This is a genomic window from Marinomonas sp. GJ51-14 (assembly GCF_055808695.1).
In genome coordinates this window covers 2,811,224-2,835,626 of sequence record NZ_CM147879.1, presented here as the reverse complement: position 1 = coordinate 2,835,626, position 24,403 = coordinate 2,811,224, and the positions used below count along the sequence as shown (strand labels likewise).

Sequence of the window (24,403 nt, the reverse complement as noted above, 5' to 3'; positions counted from 1 at the left end):
GATAACTGACATAGCACTTTATCGAATGTATACTAGTCTACATTCAAGACCGACCTCTCACAGAGTGACGCGACCACTTACAAACGGACATATTTTTCAGACGAATCTATTTTTGAGTAATATCTAACCGCAGCACAACGCCTACAACAAACAAAAACTACTGTGATGGACTAAACAATGAATTCAATTACATTAGGACCACTTTCAAAAGCAGAAGGTGAAATCCAAATCCCAGGTTCAAAAAGCCTTTCAAACCGTATCCTTTTACTTGCCACTTTAGCAAAGGGTACTACAAGAATTACTAACCTGCTCGACAGTGATGACATTCGTTACATGTTAGAGAGCCTTACAAAGCTAGGCGTTTCTTACACATTAGAAGATCAAGGAACGACCTGTATTTTAGAAGGTTTAAGCGGCCCAATTCAGGCTAAATTTGGCGATTTATTCCTGGGCAACGCTGGGACAGCAATGCGCCCTCTCACTGCTGCACTTTGTCTAGGCAAAGGTGAGTTTCATCTACACGGTGAACCACGCATGCACGAACGCCCAATTGGCGATCTTGTTGATGCACTACAAAACTTAGGTGTAGACATTACTTACGAAGGTGAAAAAAACTACCCTCCTCTTTGCATTAAGGCAAACGGTCTATCTGGTGGTGAAGTATCCATCAAAGGCAACATCTCAAGCCAATTCTTAACCGCTATTCTAATGAGCGCACCATTAGCCAAAGCAGATCTAACAATCAAAGTGGATGGCGAGTTAGTTTCTAAGCCATACATAGATATCACGCTTCATGCTATGAAACAGTTTGGTGTTGAGGTAGAAAATCAAAATTACCAAGCCTTCGTTGTAAAAGGTCAACAGACCTACCAAAGCCCAGGCGAAATCATGGTGGAAGGCGACGCGTCTTCTGCGTCTTATTTCCTTGCCGCTGCTGCCATTGCTGGTGGAAAAATCAAGGTTCATGGCGTGGGAACAGACAGTGTACAAGGAGACGTTAAGTTTGCCGATGTATTGGCTAAAATGGGTGCGAAGATCACCTACGGCCCGACGTGGATTCAAGCCGAGCACAACGAACTAAATGGCGTAGACTTAGACATGAATCACATCCCAGATGCCGCTATGACGATAGCAACTACCGCCCTTTTCGCCAAAGGCCCAACCACAATTCGTAATATCTATAATTGGCGCGTAAAAGAAACGGATCGTTTATACGCCATGGCTACAGAGCTGAAAAAACTCGGCGCGGATGTCATTGAAGGTGAAGACTTCATCAAGGTAACGCCAGTCGAAAAACTTCAACATGCAGCAATCGATACTTACAATGATCATCGAATTGCCATGTGCTTTTCCTTAGTCGCATTTTCTGACACACCAGTGACGATCAACGATCCAGGTTGTACTTCGAAAACCTTCCCGACCTATTTTGAACTATTCAAAACAGTCTCAAGCTGATTTTTTTTCAAATATTAAAACTAATCGCCTTGCCTCTAGTACCACTAGAGCAAGGCATTTTGACCAAAAAAAGCCCCAACATTTAACGACTGGAGGCAAGACTCTCATTTATAGGCTTACTAAAGTTGATATTACTGCTGTGGCTTATCTACGACTTCTAACTGAGAAATTTGTGCTGGCGTTAACAGTCCATACAATTCTGCACGGTTTTCAGCGTACGCTATGGTTAGATCTGTTGTAAGATCACCGCTTTTTCTGGCCAATACATTTACTTTTTTCAAGTAGTCTTTTGAGCTTGGTGACAGGCTGCTTAATTTCATTTGTGTATTATATAGCTGCTCTTGAATATCACGAATTTCTTCACCGTCTTTTTCAAATAAATCAGACACTTTATCGCGCGTTTTATCATTCAAATTAAGCTCTTGTGTCAGACGATCGACAAGCTGAGCATGGCTTGGCGTTTTCATAGCAGGAACATCAGAAGATGTTTGCGATGTTTTTTCTGCCTGTTTACTGCCAGTTAATACCGCCCCATCATCTGCAAAAGCATTTACTGTAATCCCCGTTATAATAGCCGTACTAAGAGCAAGAACACTAAACATTCCTGCTTTTTTACGATCCAACATAAACACTCCTCTTTTGATTCATTTGCTTTGAATTTGTTTGCTTTCAATGACAATCATTATGTCTTTTTCTATGTCAAACAGTTCTAAAGAGAAAGGAATCAAGGTTAAAGGGTGTCATAAGCCTGTCAGAAAACAGCACTTATTTATGTTGAACTCATAACTTATCAGTATTGATAATTAGCCATGATTCGTTGAAGCCGCTTCTCAGTCAAAACAAATAACATTGCAGATTTATGATCGAATCATTACGGAAACTTTTCAGCAGATATTCATGACTCATTTCAAATTGTTATTAGCTCTGCATTTCCAGTGCCATTTTATAAAGATAGTTTTTCTTCTCACCAGTTAATTTAGCCGCCATTGCAGCAGCCTGCTTAACCGGTAAGTCTTCTAACAATATCGACAAAATACGTCTTACCTCTAGCTCGGTTTCATTACCACTCACTTGAGTAAAACTTAACATCACAACAAACTCACCGCGTAACTGGTTAGCATCTGCATCGAACATAGCCAAAATCTCTGTCGCAGTGCCTGTCAAAAAGGTTTCAAAAGTTTTAGTTACTTCTCGTGCCAGTACAAGCTGAGCATCATCACCATAAACTTTTTGAACATCTGCTATGGAATCATAAACGCGATGAGTAGATTCATAGAAGACAACCGTCCCAGTTTGCTTTTTCCACGATTCAAATAAATCACAACGGCCTTTGGATTTTGCAGGAACAAAACCCGCAAAGAAAAACTGATCGGTGGGCAAACCCGAGGCGCACAAAGCAGAAATTAAGGCACAAGCCCCCGGAATCGGTAGCACTTTATGACCTTTATCTCGTAACGCATGCACCACATGATAACCTGGATCTGAGATTAAAGGAGTACCTGCATCTGATACTAAAGCAACACTTTTGCCTTCATCTAATAAGGTTGCAACATAGTCTACTTTGTCTTTTTCATTATGATCATGAATAGAGAAAAGCCTAGCTTCAATGCCAAAATGATTCAATAAACGGCGGGTATGTCGAGTGTCTTCTGCGGCTATATAATCAACTTCACGTAAAGTTTGCTCAGCCCTTCTACTAAAATCGTCTAAATTACCTATTGGTGTCGCAACTATGTACAGCGACCCTCTCACATCCTCAGAACTATGTGGTACCATGTGACCTCTTTTATTTGTCATTTATATAAGCTTATGAGCCTAATCAATTACCGCATCATATCATTAACTCTTTGTACATTTCTGCTGAGTGCTTGTAATTCCATGAATTTAAATGTGGATCAACCCCAAACCACGGCACAAAACTCAAACAAAGAGGATTCACAAGGAAAAACAGCCCTCGAAAGTATATACCACCCGTATAAAAAACCGACTTTATCTGAGGAAGCTGGAATAGTTTATAAACTTGCTCTTGCTCTTTACGAGCAAGGTGACTATCAACAAGCTATTGATAGGCTAGAAAGTAACGTATTATATTCGTCATCCCCCATTCAATTAGAAGCATATTTACTTGCTGCTCTCGCTGCTTCAAATTTAGATAAAACCAATGAGTCTTTTCTTTATTTAAAAGAAGCAGAACTGCTTTCAGTTGCTCGTCATCCTGACAATCAGAACGCAATTAAAGAAACCAGAGCAACAGTACTTGAGCACTTTGGCAATTGGCCAGAAGTTGTTGATATCCGAATGGATTTGACATACAGCTTGCCACTTGACCAAGGTGAAGAAAATCAGTCAAAACTATGGTTAGCCGTTCAGAACCTAACGCAAAATGAAGAAGATGAGTTTTATCAGCAAAACAGACCACTACTAAATGGCTGGTTAATTATAAGTGATATTTTAAGAGATCAATCTCTCTCTATTGAACAACAATTGATTTCGTTTAAGCGCTGGCAGCAAGAAAACCCAGATCACCCTGCGGCACTTTCACCACCGCAAGATTTCCAAATCATGGCATCTCTTGGGGAAATGGCGCCACAAAAAATTGCGTTAATGTTACCAATGAACGGTAATTTAGGTCGTGCCTCTCAAGCAATCATCGATGGCTTCTTTGCAAATTTTTACAATCAAAAAGAAGCTAGACCACACGTGTACGTTATCAATATTGACGACTATACTGATATCGAAGGCGCCCTCAATGCTGCCAACGAAAAGCAACCAGATATTATTATTGGCCCTCTACAAAAAAATAACGTTGCTCAAATTAGTCACTTAGACCTACCTTACCCTGTTATCGCTTTAAATCAGCTTGATATTAACCAGCATCCTAAAAATCTTTATCACTTCTCACTGAATGCAGAAGATGAAATTCATGAACTAATTAATTTCGCAAAACAAAGAGGTGCCATTAATGCTGCTATCTTAAGCACTCAAGATACATGGGCGTTAAAACAAAGCGACGAATTCCGCGCGGCAGCCGAAAAAGAAAATGTAAACATCACATCAAACCAAGCCTATGCCAACACCCCAAGAGGCAGACAAGATGCGATACAGAAACTACTCTTAGTAAATGAAAGCTATGCTCGTAAAAAGCTAGTTGAACAATGGACTGGGACAAAGGTAGAAAGCATTGCACGATCACGTGAGGATCTTGACTATGTTTATTACATTGGCAAACTAACTGATGCGAAACAAATTCGGCCATTATTAGACTTTTACTTTGCTGAAAAAATCCCAATGCTTGCAAGTAGTACACTTAATGACAGTGCCCCAGAAAAATCAACAAACCCAAGTGATATTGAGCGTATAATTTTTACTGAAATTTCTGCCTTAACACCAAAAAGCAGAACTCTTGATGTCCTATCTAAAAAGCAAAGTTCAAATATTTTACGCCGATTACAAGCACTTGGAGCGGACGCCTATTTACTAGCAAATAAATATCCACTCTTCACCTTACTACCAAATTCACGGATTTCAGCAAACACTGGCATTATCACAATAGATGAAAACGGAATTTTTCATAAAAGACCTGAAATCATGACTTACCGAAAAGGGAATTTGGTATATGCAACAAGTAATCAATTTTTTCAACAAAAGGAAAACACCGAAGAATAGTGGCGAAAAAGCAGAACAAGAGGCAGAAGACTTTCTAGTCAGTCAAGGCCTACACCTAATTGAAAGAAATTTTTTCTGCCGCTTAGGGGAAATTGATTTAATTTTTCTCGATAAAGAAACCTATGTTTTTGTAGAAGTTCGTTTTCGTAAAAATGCTGCACATGGTAGTGCGGCTGAAAGCCTAGGACACTCCAAACTCAAAAAAGTACGAAATAGTGCCGCATTATGGTTACAAAAGAACAACAAACTAAGCAATGCCAGTCGCTTCGATGCGGTACTATTTGATAAAGAAATAGATAAACAACATTTAACTTGGCTTAAAGCAGTATTTTAATCACTATGGATTTTCAAGAAGCAATTTACACACAATTTGCCCAGAGTTTTGAAGCTCAACAACAAGCACTGGAAAGCTTACCTCCTTACATAGAGCATGCAGCTAAAGTCATTTTTTCAAGCATCGCCTCAGGCGGAAAGATAATTTGCATAGGGAACAGCACAGGCTCTCACCTATCTCAATATTTTAGCACTTTAATGCTAGATAAAATGGACAGAGAACGACCAGGCCTTCCAGCAATCAATTTAAGTGGGGATGGCGCTGCGTTATTGGCAATAACCAACAATGACAGCTATCACGATGTATTTTCAAAACAAATTACAGCACTAGGAAATCAAGGTGATATTCTGTTTGTCATTGCCAATCGAGGAAATACATCCTCGATCATTCAAGCTATTCAAGCAGCCCACGAACGCAAAATGAATATTGTTGCTCTAACTAGCCCTGAAGCAAAAAACGTCTCATCTCTAACCTCTCAAGATGATACAGAAATTAAAGTAAACCTTCTTGGTACAGCAAGAGTCCATGAATGCCAAATGACGGTCATTCACACCTTAGTAGATTTACTTGAGCGCCAACTGTTTGGTTACGAGGACTAAAGAAACTTATTTATAAAAAAGAACCCCCAATAATTAGACAACCAATATTTGGGGGGTCTTTTTATATCTAAGTACAGCTTCCCTATTTTACAACTTTAAGTTGAAAGCCTTTTTTAGGTTCTGGCGGCGTTGGTGTCGGTTCGTCAAAAAACTCCTCTTCAGGAAATACAAAACCATCACCATTTTCTTTGGCATATAAAGCGAGCGCCGCTCTCATTGGTACGTAAACCTGCATAGGTTTACCACCAAAGCGCGCCTCAAAAGACACAGCCTCTTGATCCATAATCAAATGACGTACAGCAGACATACTGACGTTTAACACTATTTGCCCATCTTTAACAAATTCAGTAGGAATAACCACATCAGCCTGTTCAGCATCCACTAAAAGATAAGGCGTCATATCATTATCAGCAACCCATGCATATGCTGCATTCAATAAATAAGATCGTTTTGGTAACATTTCATCTCCCACTTAATATTTTGTAAAAAAAAGGAGCCATAAGCTCCTCTTTTGATACTGATAAAAAATAAAGTATTTTCTTCAGTTTAATCTAAACGCATTTCTTGTTCAGCTTCCGAAAGACTTTCTTGGAAAGATTCACGAGAAAACACTAGATCCATATATTTATGTAGAGCCGCTGCTTGCTCTTTAGGAACATCCACACCTAATGCAGGCAAACGCCATAAAATTGGAGCTAAACAGCAATCAACAATAGTGAAGTCATCACTCATAAAGTAAGGTTTTTCCTCAAAAATAGGAGAAACATTAATCAAACCTTCACGAAGTTCTTTTTGCGCTTGAGCAACCGCCTCTTTATCCTTACTCGTTAGAATAAGATCAACTAGTTTTGCCCAGTCACGCTGTATGCGATACATGAACAAACGACTCTCTGCTCGAGCAACTGGATATACTGGCAAAAGTGGTGGATGCGGAAAGCGCTCATCCAAGTACTCCATCATAACATTTGGCTCATAAAGAACTAAGTCACGATCAACCAATGCTGGCAATTCGTTGTATGGATTAACATCTGCCAATTCAGCTGGCTTGTTAAACGGGTCTACATCTATGATGTCCACTGTGACGGCCTTCTCAGCCAATACAATACGAACTCGGTGACTGTAATGATCCTCTCCATCAGAGAAGAACGTCATTGAGGAGCGCTTTGCAATAACACCCATGTCTAACCCCTATATTGAAAACATCAACGCCCTCTATTTATGAGGACAAACTATAATATAACCTTGAAACGATAGAATACTAAACCAGCATTTCAACGCCAAAAATTCTTTCATGGCATAAATATGAATCACCGCACACCTTTTACATAAAAGGCTTCAACTTTGTCCATGGATATATACAACCTATCTATTCAGATCAGACAGGTCACCCAATAAAGCGAGGTAAATCAAAAACAACACCAAAGAAGCCATGAACTTCTAAGAGACCGTTATTCTAACATCATTTTTAAATAATTTTTCTTAGAAAAATCATTTTGTTGCAATGAAAGTAGCAATAAGCTTTATTTCAAGCAAAAAAAACGCTTGGCAAACAAACCAAGCGTTTAATAGTAACTCCAAAACGAATATTAACGTTTAGAGAACTGAGGACGACGACGTGCTTTGCGTAGACCAACTTTCTTACGTTCAACTTCACGAGAATCTCGAGTAACGAAACCTGCAGAACGTAGAGTACGACGTAGAGTCTCATCATATTGCATCAATGCACGTGTGATACCATGACGGATCGCACCAGCTTGACCAGAGATACCACCACCTTTAACAGTGATGTAAACGTCAAATTTTTCAGTAGCATCAACAAGCTCAAGAGGCTGACGAACAACCATCTGAGCTGTTTCACGACCAAAGTACTGAGAAAGTGTACGGTTATTGATAACTAGGTTACCAGAACCTGCTTTAAGGAACACACGAGCGGTAGACGTTTTACGACGACCTGTACCGTAGTATTGAGTAGCTGACATAATGATCTTCCGTATTAAATGTTAAGTTCTTGAGGCTGTTGAGCAGCATGTGGATGCTCGGTACCAGCGTACACTTTCATTTTCTTGTGCATTGCACGGCCCAAAGGACCTTTTGGCAACATACCTTTAACGGCAAGTTCAAGAACACGCTCAGGAGCATGATCAATCAGCTTCTCGAAATTCATAGAGCGCAAGCCGCCTGGATAACCAGTGTGGCGGTAGTATTGTTTCGCAGCTGCTTTGTTACCAGTAACATGAACTTTCTCTGCATTAACAACAACGATGTAATCGCCAGTATCAACGTGAGGAGTATATTCAGCTTTATGCTTACCACGTAAACGGCGAGCAATTTCAGTAGCCAAGCGGCCTAGAGTTTTGCCTTCAGCATCAACCACGAACCAGTCGCGGCGTACTTCAGCAGGTTTAGCTGTAAAAGTTTTCATCAAAAAACCCTTTCAATACGCGTGTTCAATGACACGCTATACCTATTATTATTGGTTTATTAAATATCAGATACTTAATAAACGTGCACTTACCTTTAAAAAGGCGAGCGAAGTATACAACAACACCTAATAAGAAGAAAGCTGAAATACTCTTATGGTCGGTGTTCTAAAGATAAATACTCCTCAGATTGCATTTCAAGTAAACGACTGACAGTTCGATCATATTCAAAGCTGAGTCGCGTTCCTGTATAGATGTCAGGGATAGCCACTTCAGCCGAGAAAATAACTTTCACATGGCGGTCATAAAACTCATCCACCAAGTTGATAAAACGTCGAGCAAGATCATCTCTTGATGAATCCATTTGCGGTAGATTTGAAATAATAACAGTTGAATAGAAACGTGCTATTTCAATGTAATCCACCTGACTCCTTGGACCATCACACAAGGCTTTAATATCAAACCATGCTAAATCCTCACAACTACGAATTAGCGGTATTCCTCGTCCCTCTATCTCGACTACCCCACCTTCAACAATATGAGAAGCATCAGAGATCAAGCTCATAAAGCGCTCATGAAGTTGACTATCTGCAGCCTCACCTAAAGGATAATGATATAGCTTAGCCTGCTTCAATGTTCGCAGCCGATAATCCACACCACCGTCGACATTCATAACCCTAGTATGCTTATTTACAAGAGCAATCGCTGGTAAGAAACGAGCACGCTGCAAACCATTTTTATACAAGCCATCAGGCTCTATATTTGATGTCGCAACTAAGGTTGTTCCATTTTCAAACAAGACTTCCAATAAACCAGCCAATATCATTGCATCTGTAATGTCAGTAACAAAAAATTCATCAAAACACAAAACCTGCGCTTTAGATGAAATTTCTTTACCTACGATTTCCAAAGGATTTTTTACATCATTCAACTTACGCAACTCTTGATGAACCATCTGCATAAATCGATGAAAGTGCAAACGCATTTTTTTATCTGTTGGTAAGCAGTCAAAAAAAGTATCCATCAAATAAGTCTTGCCTCGACCCACTCCCCCCAGAAATACAGTCCTTTTTCCACAGTTGGCGCTTTCTTTTTTCGGAATTTGCTTAAGAACCCACCAGGAGATGAATCCCCTTGATTTGCCACTAAACGGTCAAATAAATCCTGAAGAGCCTCTACCGCTTCCTCTTGAGCTGGATCATAATTAAAATCATCTCTTGTTAAATCTTGCTTATAACGTGTAATCGGTGTCATCGTCGCTCTTTTGCTTGAATAAATGAATTATTCATATTCTAGCAAATTGCACATTAAACAACACCTATCAAGCTATTATCGAAGGCAATGTTTCGGCTATAATGTAATGACTGTTTTTTGGAGAAAGTCATGAACTTAGAAGAATTTAATATCATTATATTTATTACTGGCATCATTGCTGGCTGCATTGTCTCTTATGCTTTTAAACGCTTTAATGCTAAAAAAACAAGCAAACAGACTCACTCCAACTCAAGCTTGGTGACAATGAAGTCACTACAACAAGAGTTAGATAACAAACAGGTTATTATTGACAACCTCTTTTCTGACAGCAACGAGCAACTAGTAATCATTGAAAAACGTATAGAAAATCTAAGAAATCACCTTGCAGATAACTCGAAACTATTAAGTAATGTAGTCATAGAGAAAAGCGCAAATAACGCAGACACAACAGAAACACCTGACACTGTTGCGCCACCAAGGGATTATGCACTTAAAACGAGTGAAGAACCTGGAATGCTAAGCGAAAGCTTTGGTTTAGATAATAAAGATGACACTCTCGAACCAAAGCGCTCAATTTAATCGCTTTAAAATAGAAACAAGTCATCAAATAAAAAATGGACCTGAAGGTCCATTTTTTCTATCTAGCATACTTTATTAGGCAGGATTATCTATATCAATAAACACAGCATCTAAACCATGCCTCTCTGCTAAAAACTTAGCAATCGACTGTGCTCCAAATCGTTCCGTAGCATGATGGCCTGCAGCAATAAAATGAATCCCCAATTCTCGTGCAATATGTATGGTTTGTTCCGACACCTCACCAGTTATAAAAACATCCGCATCCACAGCAACAGCTTGCTCTATATAACCTTGCGCCCCACCAGTACAAAGAGCTACTCGATGAATAACCTTATCATCTACATTTTCAAACAGAATTTCACGTCCAACAACCCGCTCAACCAATCTCTGGAAAGCACTCACTGTCATAGGCTTATTCAATTCACCCACCAAGCCTATCGCTTCTTCAAGTAAAACACCTGACTGCAAACCGCGCCGATTCACTAAGCCAATCCCATTCGCCAAACCAGCATTATTACCAAGAACGGGATGCGCATCCAATGGCAAATGATAGCCATATAAATTAATGTCATTTTTAATAAGTGCTGCAATGCGCCTATATTTCATACCAATAATTTGCGGCGTTTCGTTTTTCCAGAAATAACCATGATGGACAAAAATAGCGTCAGCTTTATATTCTATAGCAGCGTCAATTAACGCCTGACTTGCTGTGACACCTGTCACGACTCGGTTAATTTCTTTTTTTCCTTCCACCTGCAAACCATTGGGCGCATAATCTTTAAAACGATGTGGGCTTAATGTTTGATTAAGCAACAACTCAAATTCACTGCGTAGCAAAACAACTCCTTAACCTTATGAAGCAAAAGACTTACGGAACAACAGTCATTATCTCTATTCTAGCTGGCACTTGTATAGGTTTAGCCACCTTACTTATACAAGAAAAGCAAAAAACGGTAGATTCTGGATACTCAATTCCAGTTAAAATCGCCACCCCCTCAGTTGTTAACATTTACACTCAAGTCAAACAGAAAAAAACCATTAATGGTTCAAATAGCCCAGCACATACCATCAACCTTGGCTCTGGTGTTATCGCAACTAAGGATGGCTTCATTCTAACTAACCATCATGTAATCCAAAACGCCCAAAGTATCGTTATTGCCTTGAATGATGATAGACGCATTGAAGCTGAACTCATAGGATCAGACCCAGCAACAGATCTTGCTGTTTTAAAAATCAACCTTCCCAACTTACCTAATATCAAGCTAGGTGAAAGCAACGGCATTTCCATCGGCGATCGAATTCTTGCTATAGGAAACCCTTTTGGCATAGGACAAACCGTTACAGCCGGTATTATCAGTGCAAAAGGTAGAAATAGCATTGGCCTCAATACTTATGAAAACTTCCTACAAACAGATGCCGCTATTAATCCAGGCAATTCTGGTGGCGCCTTAGTGAATTTAAAAGGTGAATTAATAGGGATTAGCTCGGCGATTTACTCAAGCACCGGTGGCTCACAAGGGATAGGATTTGCAACACCAGTAAATGATGCTATTGCAGTCATGACAGACATCATAAAATATGGAGAAGTAGTACGAGGCTATTTAGGAATGGAGGCACAAAAAATAACGCCATCCTTAGCTGATAATTTATCTTTACCAACAAATCACGGAGTATTAGTGAATGAGGTTACGAAAGAAAGTCCAGCTGAAAAAGCTGGCATAGAAGTTGGTGACATAATACTTACAATCAACAACAACCCTAGTGAAGACCCCTTTCAGATCAAACGTTTAATCACATCACTCAAACCAGGGACCAATATCTCATTGTTAGGAATTCGCGGGCAACAGTCCTATCAAGCGGACATCATTTTAGAAAAACAGCCTGCAATGCAAAGAATTAATTACTAAGGCTGAAGCTCTATTAATTCTTTTAATTGCAATAAACTTTTTCAAAATTATCTCCTGCAATATCATTTGCAAGTAAAGCTAAATAAGGCCCCAATAACCCAGCACTTAGGTTACCCTCAATAATCCAAGTAACTTCTGTCCCACCATCTTTAGATTGTAATGAAATCTCATTATGAACTTGATTCACCCTTGGCTTAGGACGAACATTAAAAAGCACAGATTGATGAGTCAATTCAACTAAAGATAACATGCCCTTTTCTACAGTTTTATCATAAGATAAAACAACTGCATCACCCTCACCCAAAGCTCCGTCAAACGAATCAACCTGACCATTCTGAATAAACATCCAGACAGGTAAATAATCACCTCGAAACATTTTTTGTTGAATCTCGCTTTTAGGAGCATCTATTACAATGCTCCTTTCAACTCGGTAATCTGTAGGTAAGAAAAAACCAACAAGGATCACTGTCAAAATAACAACAGCTAAAATCCGCGTTACTTTTCTTAACTGATAAAGAGCTGCTGGATGAGCGGCATTACTCACAATCAATCACCCTTTAAAAGGCGATATTCTGCTGACATAGCATGAGCCTCAAGGGACTCACCTCGTGCTAAAGGAGATGCTATTTTAGCCAATTCACTCGCCCCTTCAGGAGAACAATAAATTAACGAACTACGCTTTTGAAAGTCATAAACACCAAGAGGTGATGAAAATCGAGCCGTACCAGATGTAGGAAGAACATGATTTGGGCCAGCACAATAATCACCTAATGCTTCAGGTGTGTGTCTCCCCATAAAAATAGCGCCAGCATGGCGTATTTTTTCTGCCCATTTTTCAGGCTCATCAATCGACAATTCAAGATGTTCAGCAGCGACTACATTAGCAATATCCATTGCCTCATCCATATCCTTGACATGAATAAAAGCACCACGCCCTTCTAAAGAAGCCTTAATAATATTTTTACGACTTTGCGTCTCAATTAAGCGCTCCATTGATGATCTAACCTCTTTAATAAAAGCTAAATCAGGAGAGATCAAAATAGATTGAGCATCTTCATCATGCTCTGCCTGGGAAAACAAATCCATTGCGATCCAATCAGGATTCGTTTTGCCATCACAAACAACTAAAATTTCTGAAGGCCCAGCTATCATATCAATACCAACGACACCAAATACCATTTTTTTAGCCGTTGCTACATAAATATTGCCTGGCCCAACTATTTTATCAACTTTAGGAATAGTTTCTGTACCATAAGCTAAAGCGGCGACAGCCTGCGCACCACCTACAGTAAATACACGATCCACACCAGCAATATAAGCAGCAGCAAGGACAATATCATTCACAAAACCATCAGGAGTAGGCACGACCATAATGATTTCGCCAACACCTGCAACCTTAGCTGGCATGGCATTCATTAAAACAGAAGATGGGTAAGCGGCCTTACCACCAGGCACATAAACACCAACGCGATCTAGAGGTGTCACTTTCTGCCCCAGCAAAGTGCCGTTATCTTCTTGATAACTCCAAGAAGGTTGTTTTTGGCGCTCATGATAGTCATAAACTCGTTTGGCAGCAGCCTCTAGACTTGATACCAATTCAGGACTTACTCGCTCTTTGGCAAGCGCAAGCTCCTCTCTAGATATTTCCAACTCGGAAGAGGAAACAACCTGTCGTCGATCAAAATGATTTGTAAACTCAATAACAGCACTATCACCATTTAACCTTACTTGCTCAACAATCTCTGCTACCGATTTTTGCACCGTTGTATCAGATACAGAATCCCATGCTAACAAGGCATTTAACTCAGTACGAAAATCATTAGCACTAGAAGAAAATTCTCGAATATTAAGATTCAACTATTTACCCTCACTTTCTTCAACTGCATGCCGTATCATTTCTAAAATTGGTTCAATTTCGGAGTACTTGGTTTTATATGCGGCTTTATTTACAACCAAACGAGTGCTGATAGGAGCAATCAAGTCTCGAGCTTCAAGCCCGTTTGCTTTTAAAGTATTTCCTGTATCAACAATATCAACAATCAAATCAGCCAACCCCATAATAGGAGCCAACTCCATTGCACCGTACAGTTTAATAACATCAGCTTGAATACCTTGTTCGGCAAAATAAGCCTTCGCAGTTTTAGTAAACTTAGAAGCCACTTTTAAACGTCTAGACGGAAGGCTTTGACCTACAACTCCGGCAGTCATTAAACGACATTTCGCAATTTTAAGATCAAGCAATTCATAAAGATTCTTAGTAGATGCCTCCATCAGAACATCTTTACCTGCAACACCAAAATCAGCAACACCATGCTCAACGTACGTAGGGACATCAGTAGCACGTAAGATAACCAATTTAATATGCTCATGATTCGTATCAAAAATCAGCTTACGACTTTTACTAATATCTTCTACAGGAACAATATTTGCTTTCTCTAAAAGAGGTAAAGTCTCACCAAGAATACGACCTTTTGATAGCGCAATCGTTAACGTCTTACTCATATTAATTTAAAACCCGTGAAATTTTCGCACCTAATGAGCCAAATTTTTCTTCAATACACTCATAACCACGATCAATGTGATAGATACGATCAATTTTCGTATCACCGTCTGCCACTAAAGCAGATAGCACTAAACTTGCTGATGCACGTAAATCTGTCGCCATAACTGGCGCGCCTTTTAGTGTTTTACAACCACGCACAATAGCGGTATTCCCGTTCACTTCAATATCTGCCCCCATACGGAGCATTTCATCGACATGCATAAATCGGTTTTCAAAAATATTCTCTATTACTCGACCAACACCATTTGCAACAGAATTCAGCGCAACAAATTGCGCTTGCATGTCGGTAGGGAAGGCAGGATAAGGTGCTGTACTAATATTCACAGCATTAGGACGTCGACCTTCCATATCTACTTCAATCCAATCTTCACCACAAGTTACTTTAGCACCCGCTTCTTCTAACTTAGCAAGAACAGCTTCAAGTGACTTAACATCAGTATCAATAACTTTTACTTTGCCGCCGGTAATTGCCGCAGCGACCAAAAAAGTACCCGTTTCAATACGGTCAGGCATAACAGGATAAGTAGCGCCATGTAGAGCTTCAACACCCTCAATAACAATAGTATCTGTACCATGACCTGTAATCTTGGCACCCATTGCAATTAAGCACTCAGCAAGATCTACAACTTCAGGTTCCCGAGCTGCATTCTCTAAAATTGTCTCGCCATCAGCTAATGTTGCAGCCATTAGTAGATTCTCAGTACCGGTTACCGTTACCTTATCAAAAAAGATACGAGCACCTTTCAAACGACCATCGACACTAGCAACAATATCACCACCATCTACAGAAATCGTTGCACCCATGGCTTCTAAACCTCGTAAATGCAAATCAACTGGACGACTACCTATTGCACAGCCGCCTGGCAAAGAAACAACAGCTTTACCAAAATGACTCACTAATGGTCCAAGAACCAAAATGGAAGCACGCATTGTTTTAACTAATTCATAAGGCGCTTCACAATTATTAAGTGTTGAGACATCTAACTGCACACTCATTTTTTCGTCAACAACCACACCACACCCCATAGAACCTAAGAGTTCAAGCATGGTTGTAATATCATGCAAATGAGGTAAATTTTTGATTGTAATTAATTCTTTCGTTAACAAAGTGGCTGCCAAAATAGGCAATGCGGCATTTTTCGCACCAGAAGCGCGAACAGTTCCATTTAGCCGAATACCACCAGTAATTAGAAGCTTATCCATATTTTCAATCTCTTAATAATCGCTTTACAGCTTATTTTTTTGTTCTGGTGTATAGGTTTTCATTGTCACGGCATGAATGGCACCGCTTGCAATCGCATCTTGAAGATGTGAATACACTAGTTGCTGCCTCTTAACAGTAGACAGGCCTTCAAACTCACTAGTCACAACAACCACTTGAAAATTACAACCTTCACCCTCTGCAATCACTTCACAATGAGGAATAGAGGATTCTAAAAGTGTTTTAACTTCACCTGCGTTCACAGTCGCTCCAATAGGTAAAAAATTCTTAGTTATCTATATTCTACATTAGTAAAGCCAACTACTTAACACCCTTAAGCCAACTCTTAATAAAAAACTATATGTTTTCCAACATTTTATCGAAGACTGACAGTTCCATAAGGTAAAAAAAACAACAAAACCTGCCTGTAAAAACAAAAAATCCGATTTCATATCATGAAACCGGATTTTTAACATTCTATAAAACAACTTTTAGCAGAGCTAAGACTTTTTAGCTAAAGACTTTTGCCAAGCACCGATAGCAGATTCTATATCGTTTTTATTCTGTTCCATCATAACTGCAAACTGCTTCCGGAACGTCAAGCCAAAATTAATATTATTGATAATAATATTGCTCAACATCCAGATATTTTCTTTCGTATTTTGCATATAAAAAGTGATATTCAATAAACCACCAGACTCCATCTGAAAGTCCACATCAACTTTTGTTTCTTTTCCACGCCCTTGAGGCCCTAAGGGCAACACATTGATGCGATCCGCATCCAGTTCAAGTAAAGAAGTACCATATGTCTTAAGCAAGGTATCTTTCGTCACACTAGCAAAATGCACACGTTGTTCTGGTGATGCACGTCTATAGTATTTACCCATAACTTTTTTAGAAAAATCATCAAAATTAATAATTTTATCTAAAATATTATTAACTCGTTCTTCTAATAACTTAGGATCTTGAGACAACAGCTCTTTATCTTCAACAATTTCAGTACGAAACGCATCAACCATTGAAATAACAGCATCCCTTGCTCCTTCCACCCCCTCTTGGGACCATACAGAACCAGAGCTAAAAATAGCAAAAATCAACAGTAAACTTGATAAAACTTTGAACATTTATTTATTCCTCGGAGTCATCAGACTTAAACAGGAACTGGCTAATAAGATTCTCTAAAACTAGTGCCGATTGCGTATCATAAATTTCATCACCCTCTGTCAGAACGTCATCTTCAGCACCAATTGAAATCCCGAGATACTTCTCCCCCAACAACCCACTCGTCAGAATCGCAACAGAACTATCAACCGGAATATTATCGACATCAGATACAATATTCATTTTTACCAAGCCCATATAAAGCTCTTTATCAAATGAAATTGATTCGACATTACCAACCGCAACACCAGCAATTGTGACTTTAGCACGATTACTTAAACCACCAATATCATCAAACCTAGCAACTATTTGATATGTATCTTTTTTACCTGCAAAGGCAAGACCACTCACCTGAACTGCCAAATACACGAAAGCTAAAACACCCAACACAATAAAACATCCGACAAACAATTCAGTACGTTTATTTCTCATCCTAAAAATCTCCAAACATGGCGGCAGTTAACACGAAGTCTAACGCCAAAATAGCTAACGATCCCAAAACAACAGTACGTGTTGTAGCCTTGCCTATCCCTTCAGAAGTAGGAACACACTCATAACCCTGATACACAGCAATCCAAGTGACAACAACAGCGAAGCACACAGCTTTAATAAAGCCATTAACAATATCCGTATCGAAATAAACCGACTGCTGCATTAAAGACCAAAAAGCGCCATCATGAACACCCAGCCAACCAACAGATACTACAAGACCACCAATAATTCCCGTTGCTGAAAAGATAATACTAAGCAAAGGCAAACAGATGACACCTGCAATAAATCGAGGCGCTATCACTCTACGAAGAGGATCAACACCCATCATTTCAAAACTTGATAACTGTTCAGTTGCTTTCATCAAACCAATTTCTGCAGTCAATGAAGAGCCCGCTCGACCAGCAAACAACAAAGCCGTCACAACTGGAGCCAACTCTCGCAACAAAGAAAGCGCCAACAACTGCCCTACCGCCTCTTCAGATCCAAACTTAGATAAAATACTGTACCCCTGAAGCGCTAACACCATGCCAATAAAAGCACCCGACACTATGATAATAACTAATGAAAGAACGCCAACAGAGTAAAGTTGTTTTATTAATAAATTAATCGATTCATTAAGACGTACAGGAAACCTAAAAACACTTTGCGCCAAAAAAATCCCTGCTCGACCAACAGCCTCTAACCAATCAAGAAGCCATCCCCCCAAAAAACTAATCGCCCTCATATCGCCACCTTATTGGAAAATTCTGCCTCAGGATAATGAAAAGGAACCGGACCATCAGGCTCACCATTTAAGAACTGTTTGACTTGAGGATCATTAGATGCTCGTATTTCTTCCGCTGAACCTTCTGCTATTACCCCCCACCAGCCAAAATACAAACATGATCAGCAATAGACAAGGACTCATCAACATCATGGGACACTAAAACTGACGTAATTTTGGCAGAATCATTAAGTTGGCGAATAAGCTTAACTAAAACCCCTTTAGAAATAGGATCTTGACCAGTAAAAGGTTCATCATACATAACTAAATCAGGATCTAAAGCGATCGCCCGAGCCAAAGCTACACGACGAGCCATGCCTCCAGACAATTCTGCAGGCATTAATTTAGCAGCACCACGCAAACCAACACTCTGTAATTTTTCAGACACGATCCGATGGATTTCATCTCGGCTTAATTTAGTATGCTCCTCCATAGGAAAAGCCACATTTTCCTCTACCGACATATCACTAAACAAGGCCCCGCTCTGAAAGAGCATACCCATCTTCTTTCTAACCTTATAAAGGTCAGAGCGAGATAATTCATGAACATTTTGCCCATCAACTAAAATAGTACCTTGATCCGGCATGAGCTGCGCGGCAATCAATCGTAATAACGTTGTTTTACCTGTACCACTCGGTCCCATAACGGCTGTAATTTTACCACGAGGAATAGTAAGAGAAATGTTTTCATAAATAACATGATCCCCTCTAGAAAAACTCAGATCCTGGACATTTATATAAGCATCTACCACTGATACACCTTTTAATCCTTGTCTAATATCAACAGATACTATCACCGCCCTCTCACAAATAAAATCTCACGCTGGCTAAATTCAACTTGTTTCTTCGATCAAGTCTTGAATTTCAACCTCAAACCTCATTAAATGGTAGCCTCTGTTTTTATGAGTAATTTCAATACCATGTTGCTATTTTCAATCGCCCTAATTTCAGGGTTAATCCTTTTAGTCGTTAGCTCCGATAAATTTATAGAAAACTCAGCTCTAGTAGCCGAAAAGCTCAACGTCAATCCAATGGTTATTGGCATAACACTAGTGGCTCTAGGAACCTCTGCACCAGAAATGGTTGTTTCCGCTATAGCTGCATTTGATAATGCACCAGAAATCGCAGTTGGAAACGTGCTTGGTTCAAATATTGCGAACATCGCCCTCGTTTTGGGCGTCACTTTATTATTCTCAGCTATCCCAATTGCACCTGGATTATCAACAAAGGAAGTTCCTCTTGTTTTAGCTGTCACATTTCTCACCGGCTTTCTACTTTACGACCAGCATCTCACTGTATGGGATGGTGCCATATTAATTATCGCCTTCGTCATTGTGCTAAGTATCTTATTACGAGGCAGTAAAGATTTAAAAAGCCAACTAGAAGAAGAGTTACCTGAAGATGATGGAACATCTATCATAAAGTCTTTAATCATGGCCCTTATTGGCCTTGTAGTACTAATAGGCAGTTCTAAATTATTAGTTTGGGGGGCAATTGGCATTGCAACCAACCTTGGCGTTAGTGAGCTGGTTATTGGCCTAACAATTGTCGCTATTGGCACCAGCCTTCCTGAGTTGGCAGCATCAGTAAGCAGCGTGAGAAAAGGTCACCACGATATTGCAATTGGTAATATTTTAGGCTCTAACATCTTCAACCTCGCTACGGTATTGCCTTTGCCAGCTTTAATTGCTCCAGGTCTAGTTGACGCAAATATCCTTAGCAGGGATTATCCATGGGTACTAGGACTAACTGTAGCGTTGGCTTTAGCTATCTATTTATTTAAGAAAAGTAAAAACAATAGCATACCCAAATGGATAGGTTTACCACTACTAGCCTCTTATGCCATGTATTTATTCATCATTAGTACAAGTAGTTCAATGTAATGTTCAACATTAACAAATTATTTTCATTAAAATCATTTTCGCTTTTTGTCATTGTATTTGCATTGGCTGCCTTTTTGTTTTGGTATGGTTCGAAACCAACACAAAATTTGGTAAAAACAGAATCACTAAAAAGCTCACCGGATTACTTCATTACAAAGGTAACAGTAAAAAGGTTTGATAATGATGGCTTTTTAATAGAAGAAACCAATGCGGATCAGACTCTTCACTACATCAACGAATCGAAGACTTTATTAGAAAAACCTGACACAAAACGCAATTCAAAGTCCGGCAGTTGGAGTGCAAGAGCAGATAAAGGGGTTATTGAAGACGGAAGTAATGATATCCTATTAACAGAAAATGCTAACGCGACAAAAAAGTACCTGACATCTGAAGATATCTCTCTCAGTGCAGATAGCGTTCACTACCTAGATAAAAAACAATCACTAACAAGCAGTGGAAATGCCAAGCTTTTCTCTACTCAAGGAGAAACCTCTGCTGATACAATTACCACTTTTATAAATTCAGAAGAAGTCATCATGACAGGATCTGTACGAGGAAAATATGAAACAGCTTATTAACTTTAGCGCTTTGCTTACCTCAGCTTTAATCGGCCAATATGCTTACGCACTTCCTGATGACACGAATAAACCATTAGAAATTCAAGCTGATGAAGCTTCATTCGACCAAAATACAGGCGAAGCGATTTATAAAGGCAATGTATTCATTAAACAAGGCTCTATTGAGATCGAAGCTCAATATCTAAGAGTCTCAACAGATCAAAGCTCTCGCAAATTCACCAGCCTAGAAGCAAGCGGTTCACCTGCAAAATTCAGCCAACAGGTAGACTGGAGCGGCAACATAGTTATCAGTAAAGGTGATGAAATCCATTATTCAACTAGCGAATCCAAACTTGAAATCATGGGTAACGGCTATTTAAGTCGCATGCAAAACTCTATTGCAGCCGACTACATTCTTTATATGATAGATGATGGTACGTTTAATGCTGAGAAAAAAGACACAGGACGTGTATCTATGACACTACAACCTCAAGCACCTAAGGCAACAAAATAGATGGCCTTACTAGAAGCAAGAAACCTAGCAAAGAGCTATAAAAAGAGACAGGTCGTAAAAGACGTTTCCATATCTGTTGAATCAGGACAAGCTGTTGGCTTACTTGGCCCTAATGGCGCAGGCAAAACGACCTGTTTTTATATGATAGTTGGCATGGTCGCCAACGATGCTGGCGGCATATTTATTGATGGTAATGATATTACTAATAACGCCATGCACACTCGAGCCCAAAAAGGTATTGGCTACTTACCTCAAGAAGCCTCTATCTTTCGCAAAATGTCTGTCGAAGATAACATTTTAGCCATATTAGAAACTCGTAAAAAATTAACAACAGCTGAACAACATTCTAGGCTGGAAGACCTTTTAGAAGAATTTCACATTACTCACATTCGGAAAAACCTAGGTATGGCACTGTCTGGTGGTGAGCGTCGAAGAGTTGAAATTGCAAGAGCTGTTGCAATGAACCCCAAATTTATATTACTGGATGAGCCTTTCGCCGGTGTAGACCCAATTTCTGTAGGTGATATCAAACTGATAATCAAACACCTTCAAGAAAGTGGCATCGGTGTCTTAATTACCGATCATAACGTCCGGGAGACACTCGATATCTGTGATAAGGCCTACATTGTTGGTAACGGCTATATCATTGCGTCAGGAGATGCGGATACGGTCATCAATAATGAACAAGTCAAAAAGGTCTATTTAGGTGACGACTTCCGCTTGTAACCCCTTATCATTACTATAGAAAGGGAGTAGTATGCATAACTTGTTCCAATTCACTCAAACAAGAAGAGTTGCTCTATGAAGCAGTCTTTACAATTAAAACTCGGTCAACAGCTGACCATGACACCACAACTGCAACAAGCCATCCGCTTGCTGCAGCTTTCTACGTTAGATTTAAAACAAGAAATACATGAATTCCTTGAATCAAACCCTCTTCTTGAACTAGATGATGACGAACAACTTCATAATGAAATACCAGCCAGCATTGAATCTAAAAGCACTGACACTGTCCTTGATGCAAGTACCAGTGAAGAAGCTCGCGTAGAGTCTGAATGGACGGAAAACATTCCGGAAGAATTATCCATCGATAGTAACTGGGATGACACGTATCAAAGTTCAGCTGCAGTAAGTGATAACAATAGTTATGAGGGTGATAGTGATTTTGAAAGCCGTAATGCTCCAGCAGAAAGCATCCAAGATCATTTAATCTGGCAATTAAACCTAACTCATATGTCTGATAGAGACATTGAAATCGCCTATGCCATTATTGAATGTGTTCAACCCGATGGCTATCTCAGTATATCAACAGATGAAATTTGGGAATCACTTGGCGTTGAGCTAGAAGACTTAGATATAGAAGAAGTGGTTGCCGTGCAGCATCGATTACAACGTTTTGACCCTGTTGGTGTTTGCTCGATTGATTTACGTGACTCCCTATTAGTGCAACTAGAAGCATTTCAAAATCATCCGCTTTATAAAAGCACTCACAACCTTATTGACCATTATTTACCTTTACTGGGTAACCGCGACTTTGTCCAACTAAGCCGCAAAACAAAACTCAAAGATGAAGCACTAAAAGAAGTTGTTGATTTAATCCAGCAACTTAATCCGCGTCCGGGTTCAGTCATTGATGTAGACGATACAGATTATGTTATCCCAGACGTATCGGTGAAAAAACGCAATGGGACTTGGCAGGTGGAACTAAATAATGACGCACTCCCACCGATTAAAATTAACGAAACCTATTCTGCAATGGCCACAACATCAGCCGCAACAACTGAAGATGTAAGCTATATTAAAACGTCTCTTCAAGAAGCCAAATGGTTTATGAAGAGTTTACAAAGCAGAAATGAGACATTATTAAAAGTAGCCAGTTGCATTGTTAGCAGACAAATTGATTTCTTCGAATTAGGTGAAGAAGCAATGAAACCTATGGTCCTTCATGATGTTGCCGAAGAAGTTGGCATGCATGAATCGACAATATCCAGGGTGACAACACAGAAATATATGCACACCCCTAAAGGTATTTTTGAACTTAAATATTTCTTCTCAAGCCATGTTAATACAGCATCTGGAGGAGAATGTTCTTCTACCGCAATACGAGCTATGATTAAAAAGCTTGTTGCTGATGAGCCTGCGAAAAAACCATTAAGTGATAATAAGCTAGCCACTATATTGGCTGACCAAGGCATACAGGTTGCACGACGAACTGTTGCCAAATATCGTGAGGCGATGAACATCCCTCCTTCCAATGAACGTAAGCGATTGATCTAAACGGATACCATTTTAATATGTCATTAAAATCATTATTAAAAGCTGAGCTAGTTTTAGCAAAGCAAGATATTGTTAGTAAAAAACGCGTTCTAGAAAGCTTGTCTGAAGTAGCATCAAATCGCCTCCATTGCGATAATGAAGCCGTATATGATGCACTATTAGGACGAGAAAAACTTGGCAGCACAGGCATTGGTAATGGTATAGCCATTCCACACTGCCGCCTAGAATCAGCAAACCATACTGCAATTGTGGTTATGTCACTACAAAATCCTATTGATTTTGATTCAATTGACAAAAGAGCTGTTGATCTCATTTTTGCATTAATTGTTCCCCCCCATGAATGTGATGAACATTTAGCAACGCTTGCCCAGATTGCTGAACTTGCCCAATCCCCTCAGGCACTAGATAAATTACGAACTGCTCAAACTAATGAAGATCTATTTAATATATTTGAGTCATTAATATAGGACAAATACATGCAAGAAGTGTCTGTTACAATCATCAATAAATTAGGCTTGCATGCCCGTGCCGCCGGGAAACTTGTAGAAACGACCACTCGCTTCTCTTGCGATATCACCATTGAAAAAGAAGGCCGTAATGTAGATGGAAAAAGCATCATGGCAATGATGATGCTGGCTGCTGGTAAAGGCACGGAAATATTAGTAAAAACAAATGGAGAAGATGAAGAGGAAGCTATTAAAGCTATTATTGAGCTAATTAATAATCGTTTTGGTGAAGACGAGTAAAACCTACATGTCAGAAAAAAACGACTTTAGCCC

At 39.5% G+C, this 24,403-nt stretch carries 28 protein-coding genes and 2 pseudogenes; 13 read left to right on the top strand and 17 right to left on the bottom strand.

What is annotated here, in order from left to right; all coding sequences use genetic code 11:
* Positions 1–177: 177 nt before the first annotated feature.
* Positions 178–1,455: a 3-phosphoshikimate 1-carboxyvinyltransferase gene (aroA, locus tag AC0L3Y_RS13515; protein WP_473464561.1), complete on the top strand. Its 1,278-nt coding sequence runs from the start codon at positions 178–180 to the stop codon at positions 1,453–1,455.
* Positions 1,456–1,586: 131 nt separating this feature from the next.
* On the opposite strand, the gene AC0L3Y_RS13510 is transcribed toward aroA, so the two are convergent.
* Both AC0L3Y_RS13510 and rsmI read right to left on the bottom strand, forming a co-directional pair.
* Entirely contained in the window at positions 1,587–2,081 is a 495-nt protein-coding gene (locus tag AC0L3Y_RS13510; RefSeq protein WP_473464557.1) for a Spy/CpxP family protein refolding chaperone, read from the bottom strand.
* 292 nt (positions 2,082–2,373) lie between these two features.
* Entirely contained in the window at positions 2,374–3,231 is an 858-nt protein-coding gene (gene rsmI / locus AC0L3Y_RS13505; RefSeq protein WP_473464552.1) for a 16S rRNA (cytidine(1402)-2'-O)-methyltransferase, read from the bottom strand.
* Here rsmI and AC0L3Y_RS13500 point away from each other — a divergent pair, their 5' ends adjacent.
* The 3 genes from AC0L3Y_RS13500 to AC0L3Y_RS13490 are packed head-to-tail and all read left to right on the top strand — an operon-like array spanning position 3,232 to position 6,054.
* Positions 3,232–5,121: a penicillin-binding protein activator gene (locus tag AC0L3Y_RS13500; protein ID WP_473464547.1), complete on the top strand. Its 1,890-nt coding sequence runs from the start codon at positions 3,232–3,234 to the stop codon at positions 5,119–5,121.
* The gene (locus AC0L3Y_RS13495) at positions 5,072–5,455 is read left to right on the top strand and encodes a YraN family protein (RefSeq protein WP_473464544.1); all 384 of its coding nucleotides are present in this window, start codon (positions 5,072–5,074) and stop codon (positions 5,453–5,455) included. Before AC0L3Y_RS13500 ends, AC0L3Y_RS13495 begins: the two co-directional genes overlap by 50 nt.
* Before the next feature lie 5 nt (positions 5,456–5,460).
* Positions 5,461–6,054, top strand: coding sequence for an SIS domain-containing protein (locus tag AC0L3Y_RS13490; protein ID WP_473464539.1), 594 nt, complete (start codon positions 5,461–5,463; stop codon positions 6,052–6,054).
* An 82-nt stretch (positions 6,055–6,136) separates the two neighbouring features.
* Here AC0L3Y_RS13490 and AC0L3Y_RS13485 read toward each other — a convergent pair whose 3' ends face one another.
* From AC0L3Y_RS13485 to zapE, 5 genes and pseudogenes are all read right to left on the bottom strand, one after another.
* Entirely contained in the window at positions 6,137–6,514 is a 378-nt protein-coding gene (locus AC0L3Y_RS13485; protein WP_473464535.1) for a ClpXP protease specificity-enhancing factor, read from the bottom strand.
* A gap of 86 nt (positions 6,515–6,600) precedes the next feature.
* Positions 6,601–7,233, bottom strand: a complete 633-nt coding sequence (locus AC0L3Y_RS13480; protein WP_473464532.1) for a glutathione S-transferase N-terminal domain-containing protein — start codon at positions 7,231–7,233, stop codon at positions 6,601–6,603.
* Positions 7,234–7,640: 407 nt separating this feature from the next.
* Complete coding sequence (gene rpsI, locus AC0L3Y_RS13475; protein ID WP_036159384.1) at positions 7,641–8,033, bottom strand: 30S ribosomal protein S9; 393 nt, start codon at positions 8,031–8,033, stop codon at positions 7,641–7,643.
* Positions 8,034–8,047: 14 nt separating this feature from the next.
* On the bottom strand, positions 8,048–8,476 hold the full coding sequence (gene rplM, locus AC0L3Y_RS13470) for a 50S ribosomal protein L13 (protein ID WP_036159386.1): 429 nt from the start codon (positions 8,474–8,476) through the stop codon (positions 8,048–8,050).
* A 152-nt stretch (positions 8,477–8,628) separates the two neighbouring features.
* Positions 8,629–9,728: pseudogene (gene zapE, locus AC0L3Y_RS13465) on the bottom strand (cell division protein ZapE).
* 129 nt (positions 9,729–9,857) lie between these two features.
* Between zapE and AC0L3Y_RS13460 the strand changes: the two are divergent.
* Positions 9,858–10,307, top strand: coding sequence for a ZapG family protein (locus tag AC0L3Y_RS13460; RefSeq protein ID WP_473464521.1), 450 nt, complete (start codon positions 9,858–9,860; stop codon positions 10,305–10,307).
* A 75-nt stretch (positions 10,308–10,382) separates the two neighbouring features.
* Here the strand turns inward: AC0L3Y_RS13460 and AC0L3Y_RS13455 are convergent, their stop codons facing one another.
* Positions 10,383–11,144 carry a Nif3-like dinuclear metal center hexameric protein gene (locus tag AC0L3Y_RS13455; protein ID WP_473464516.1) on the bottom strand — a complete coding sequence of 254 codons (762 nt, stop codon included), beginning with the start codon at positions 11,142–11,144 and terminating at the stop codon, positions 10,383–10,385.
* Positions 11,145–11,161: 17 nt separating this feature from the next.
* Here AC0L3Y_RS13455 and AC0L3Y_RS13450 point away from each other — a divergent pair, with 17 nt between their 5' ends.
* A complete protein-coding gene (locus AC0L3Y_RS13450; protein WP_473464511.1) occupies positions 11,162–12,214 on the top strand; it encodes a S1C family serine protease in 1,053 nt (350 codons plus the stop codon).
* 22 nt (positions 12,215–12,236) lie between these two features.
* On the opposite strand, the gene AC0L3Y_RS13445 is transcribed toward AC0L3Y_RS13450, so the two are convergent.
* The 9 genes and pseudogenes from AC0L3Y_RS13445 to AC0L3Y_RS13405 form a co-directional block, all read right to left on the bottom strand.
* Complete coding sequence (locus AC0L3Y_RS13445) at positions 12,237–12,758, bottom strand: SRPBCC family protein (protein ID WP_473464507.1); 522 nt, start codon at positions 12,756–12,758, stop codon at positions 12,237–12,239.
* A 2-nt stretch (positions 12,759–12,760) separates the two neighbouring features.
* Positions 12,761–14,071, bottom strand: coding sequence for a histidinol dehydrogenase (gene hisD, locus AC0L3Y_RS13440; protein WP_473464502.1), 1,311 nt, complete (start codon positions 14,069–14,071; stop codon positions 12,761–12,763).
* Positions 14,072–14,716 carry an ATP phosphoribosyltransferase gene (hisG, locus tag AC0L3Y_RS13435; RefSeq protein ID WP_473464497.1) on the bottom strand — a complete coding sequence of 215 codons (645 nt, stop codon included), beginning with the start codon at positions 14,714–14,716 and terminating at the stop codon, positions 14,072–14,074. It abuts the gene before it with no gap.
* 1 nt (position 14,717) lies between these two features.
* On the bottom strand, positions 14,718–15,980 hold the full coding sequence (gene murA / locus AC0L3Y_RS13430) for a UDP-N-acetylglucosamine 1-carboxyvinyltransferase (RefSeq protein WP_473464495.1): 1,263 nt from the start codon (positions 15,978–15,980) through the stop codon (positions 14,718–14,720).
* A gap of 24 nt (positions 15,981–16,004) precedes the next feature.
* Positions 16,005–16,241, bottom strand: a complete 237-nt coding sequence (locus AC0L3Y_RS13425; RefSeq protein WP_473464490.1) for a BolA family protein — start codon at positions 16,239–16,241, stop codon at positions 16,005–16,007.
* A gap of 237 nt (positions 16,242–16,478) precedes the next feature.
* Positions 16,479–17,102, bottom strand: a complete 624-nt coding sequence (locus AC0L3Y_RS13420) for an MlaC/ttg2D family ABC transporter substrate-binding protein (protein ID WP_473464484.1) — start codon at positions 17,100–17,102, stop codon at positions 16,479–16,481.
* A gap of 4 nt (positions 17,103–17,106) precedes the next feature.
* Positions 17,107–17,571: an outer membrane lipid asymmetry maintenance protein MlaD gene (gene mlaD, locus AC0L3Y_RS13415; RefSeq protein ID WP_473464481.1), complete on the bottom strand. Its 465-nt coding sequence runs from the start codon at positions 17,569–17,571 to the stop codon at positions 17,107–17,109.
* 1 nt (position 17,572) lies between these two features.
* Positions 17,573–18,355 (bottom strand): lipid asymmetry maintenance ABC transporter permease subunit MlaE, encoded by a 783-nt coding sequence (mlaE, locus tag AC0L3Y_RS13410; RefSeq protein ID WP_473464476.1) that lies wholly within the window; start codon positions 18,353–18,355, stop codon positions 17,573–17,575.
* Positions 18,352–19,145: pseudogene (locus AC0L3Y_RS13405) on the bottom strand (ABC transporter ATP-binding protein). Before AC0L3Y_RS13405 ends, mlaE begins: the two are co-directional and overlap by 4 nt.
* A gap of 150 nt (positions 19,146–19,295) precedes the next feature.
* On the opposite strand from AC0L3Y_RS13405, the gene AC0L3Y_RS13400 reads away from it, so the two are divergent.
* The 7 genes from AC0L3Y_RS13400 (at position 19,296) to AC0L3Y_RS13370 (ending at position 24,370) form a co-directional block, all read left to right on the top strand.
* On the top strand, positions 19,296–20,276 hold the full coding sequence (locus AC0L3Y_RS13400; protein ID WP_473464471.1) for a calcium/sodium antiporter: 981 nt from the start codon (positions 19,296–19,298) through the stop codon (positions 20,274–20,276).
* On the top strand, positions 20,276–20,854 hold the full coding sequence (lptC, locus tag AC0L3Y_RS13395) for an LPS export ABC transporter periplasmic protein LptC (RefSeq protein ID WP_473464468.1): 579 nt from the start codon (positions 20,276–20,278) through the stop codon (positions 20,852–20,854). Before AC0L3Y_RS13400 ends, lptC begins: the two co-directional genes overlap by 1 nt.
* Entirely contained in the window at positions 20,838–21,347 is a 510-nt protein-coding gene (gene lptA, locus AC0L3Y_RS13390; protein WP_473464465.1) for a lipopolysaccharide transport periplasmic protein LptA, read from the top strand. Before lptC ends, lptA begins: the two co-directional genes overlap by 17 nt.
* A complete protein-coding gene (lptB, locus tag AC0L3Y_RS13385) occupies positions 21,348–22,073 on the top strand; it encodes an LPS export ABC transporter ATP-binding protein (RefSeq protein ID WP_473464462.1) in 726 nt (241 codons plus the stop codon).
* 75 nt (positions 22,074–22,148) lie between these two features.
* Positions 22,149–23,624, top strand: coding sequence for an RNA polymerase factor sigma-54 (locus tag AC0L3Y_RS13380; protein WP_473464459.1), 1,476 nt, complete (start codon positions 22,149–22,151; stop codon positions 23,622–23,624).
* Positions 23,625–23,641: 17 nt separating this feature from the next.
* On the top strand, positions 23,642–24,091 hold the full coding sequence (gene ptsN / locus AC0L3Y_RS13375; RefSeq protein WP_473464453.1) for a PTS IIA-like nitrogen regulatory protein PtsN: 450 nt from the start codon (positions 23,642–23,644) through the stop codon (positions 24,089–24,091).
* Between the two features lie 9 nt (positions 24,092–24,100).
* Entirely contained in the window at positions 24,101–24,370 is a 270-nt protein-coding gene (locus AC0L3Y_RS13370; RefSeq protein ID WP_473464448.1) for an HPr family phosphocarrier protein, read from the top strand.
* Positions 24,371–24,403: the final 33 nt, after the last annotated feature.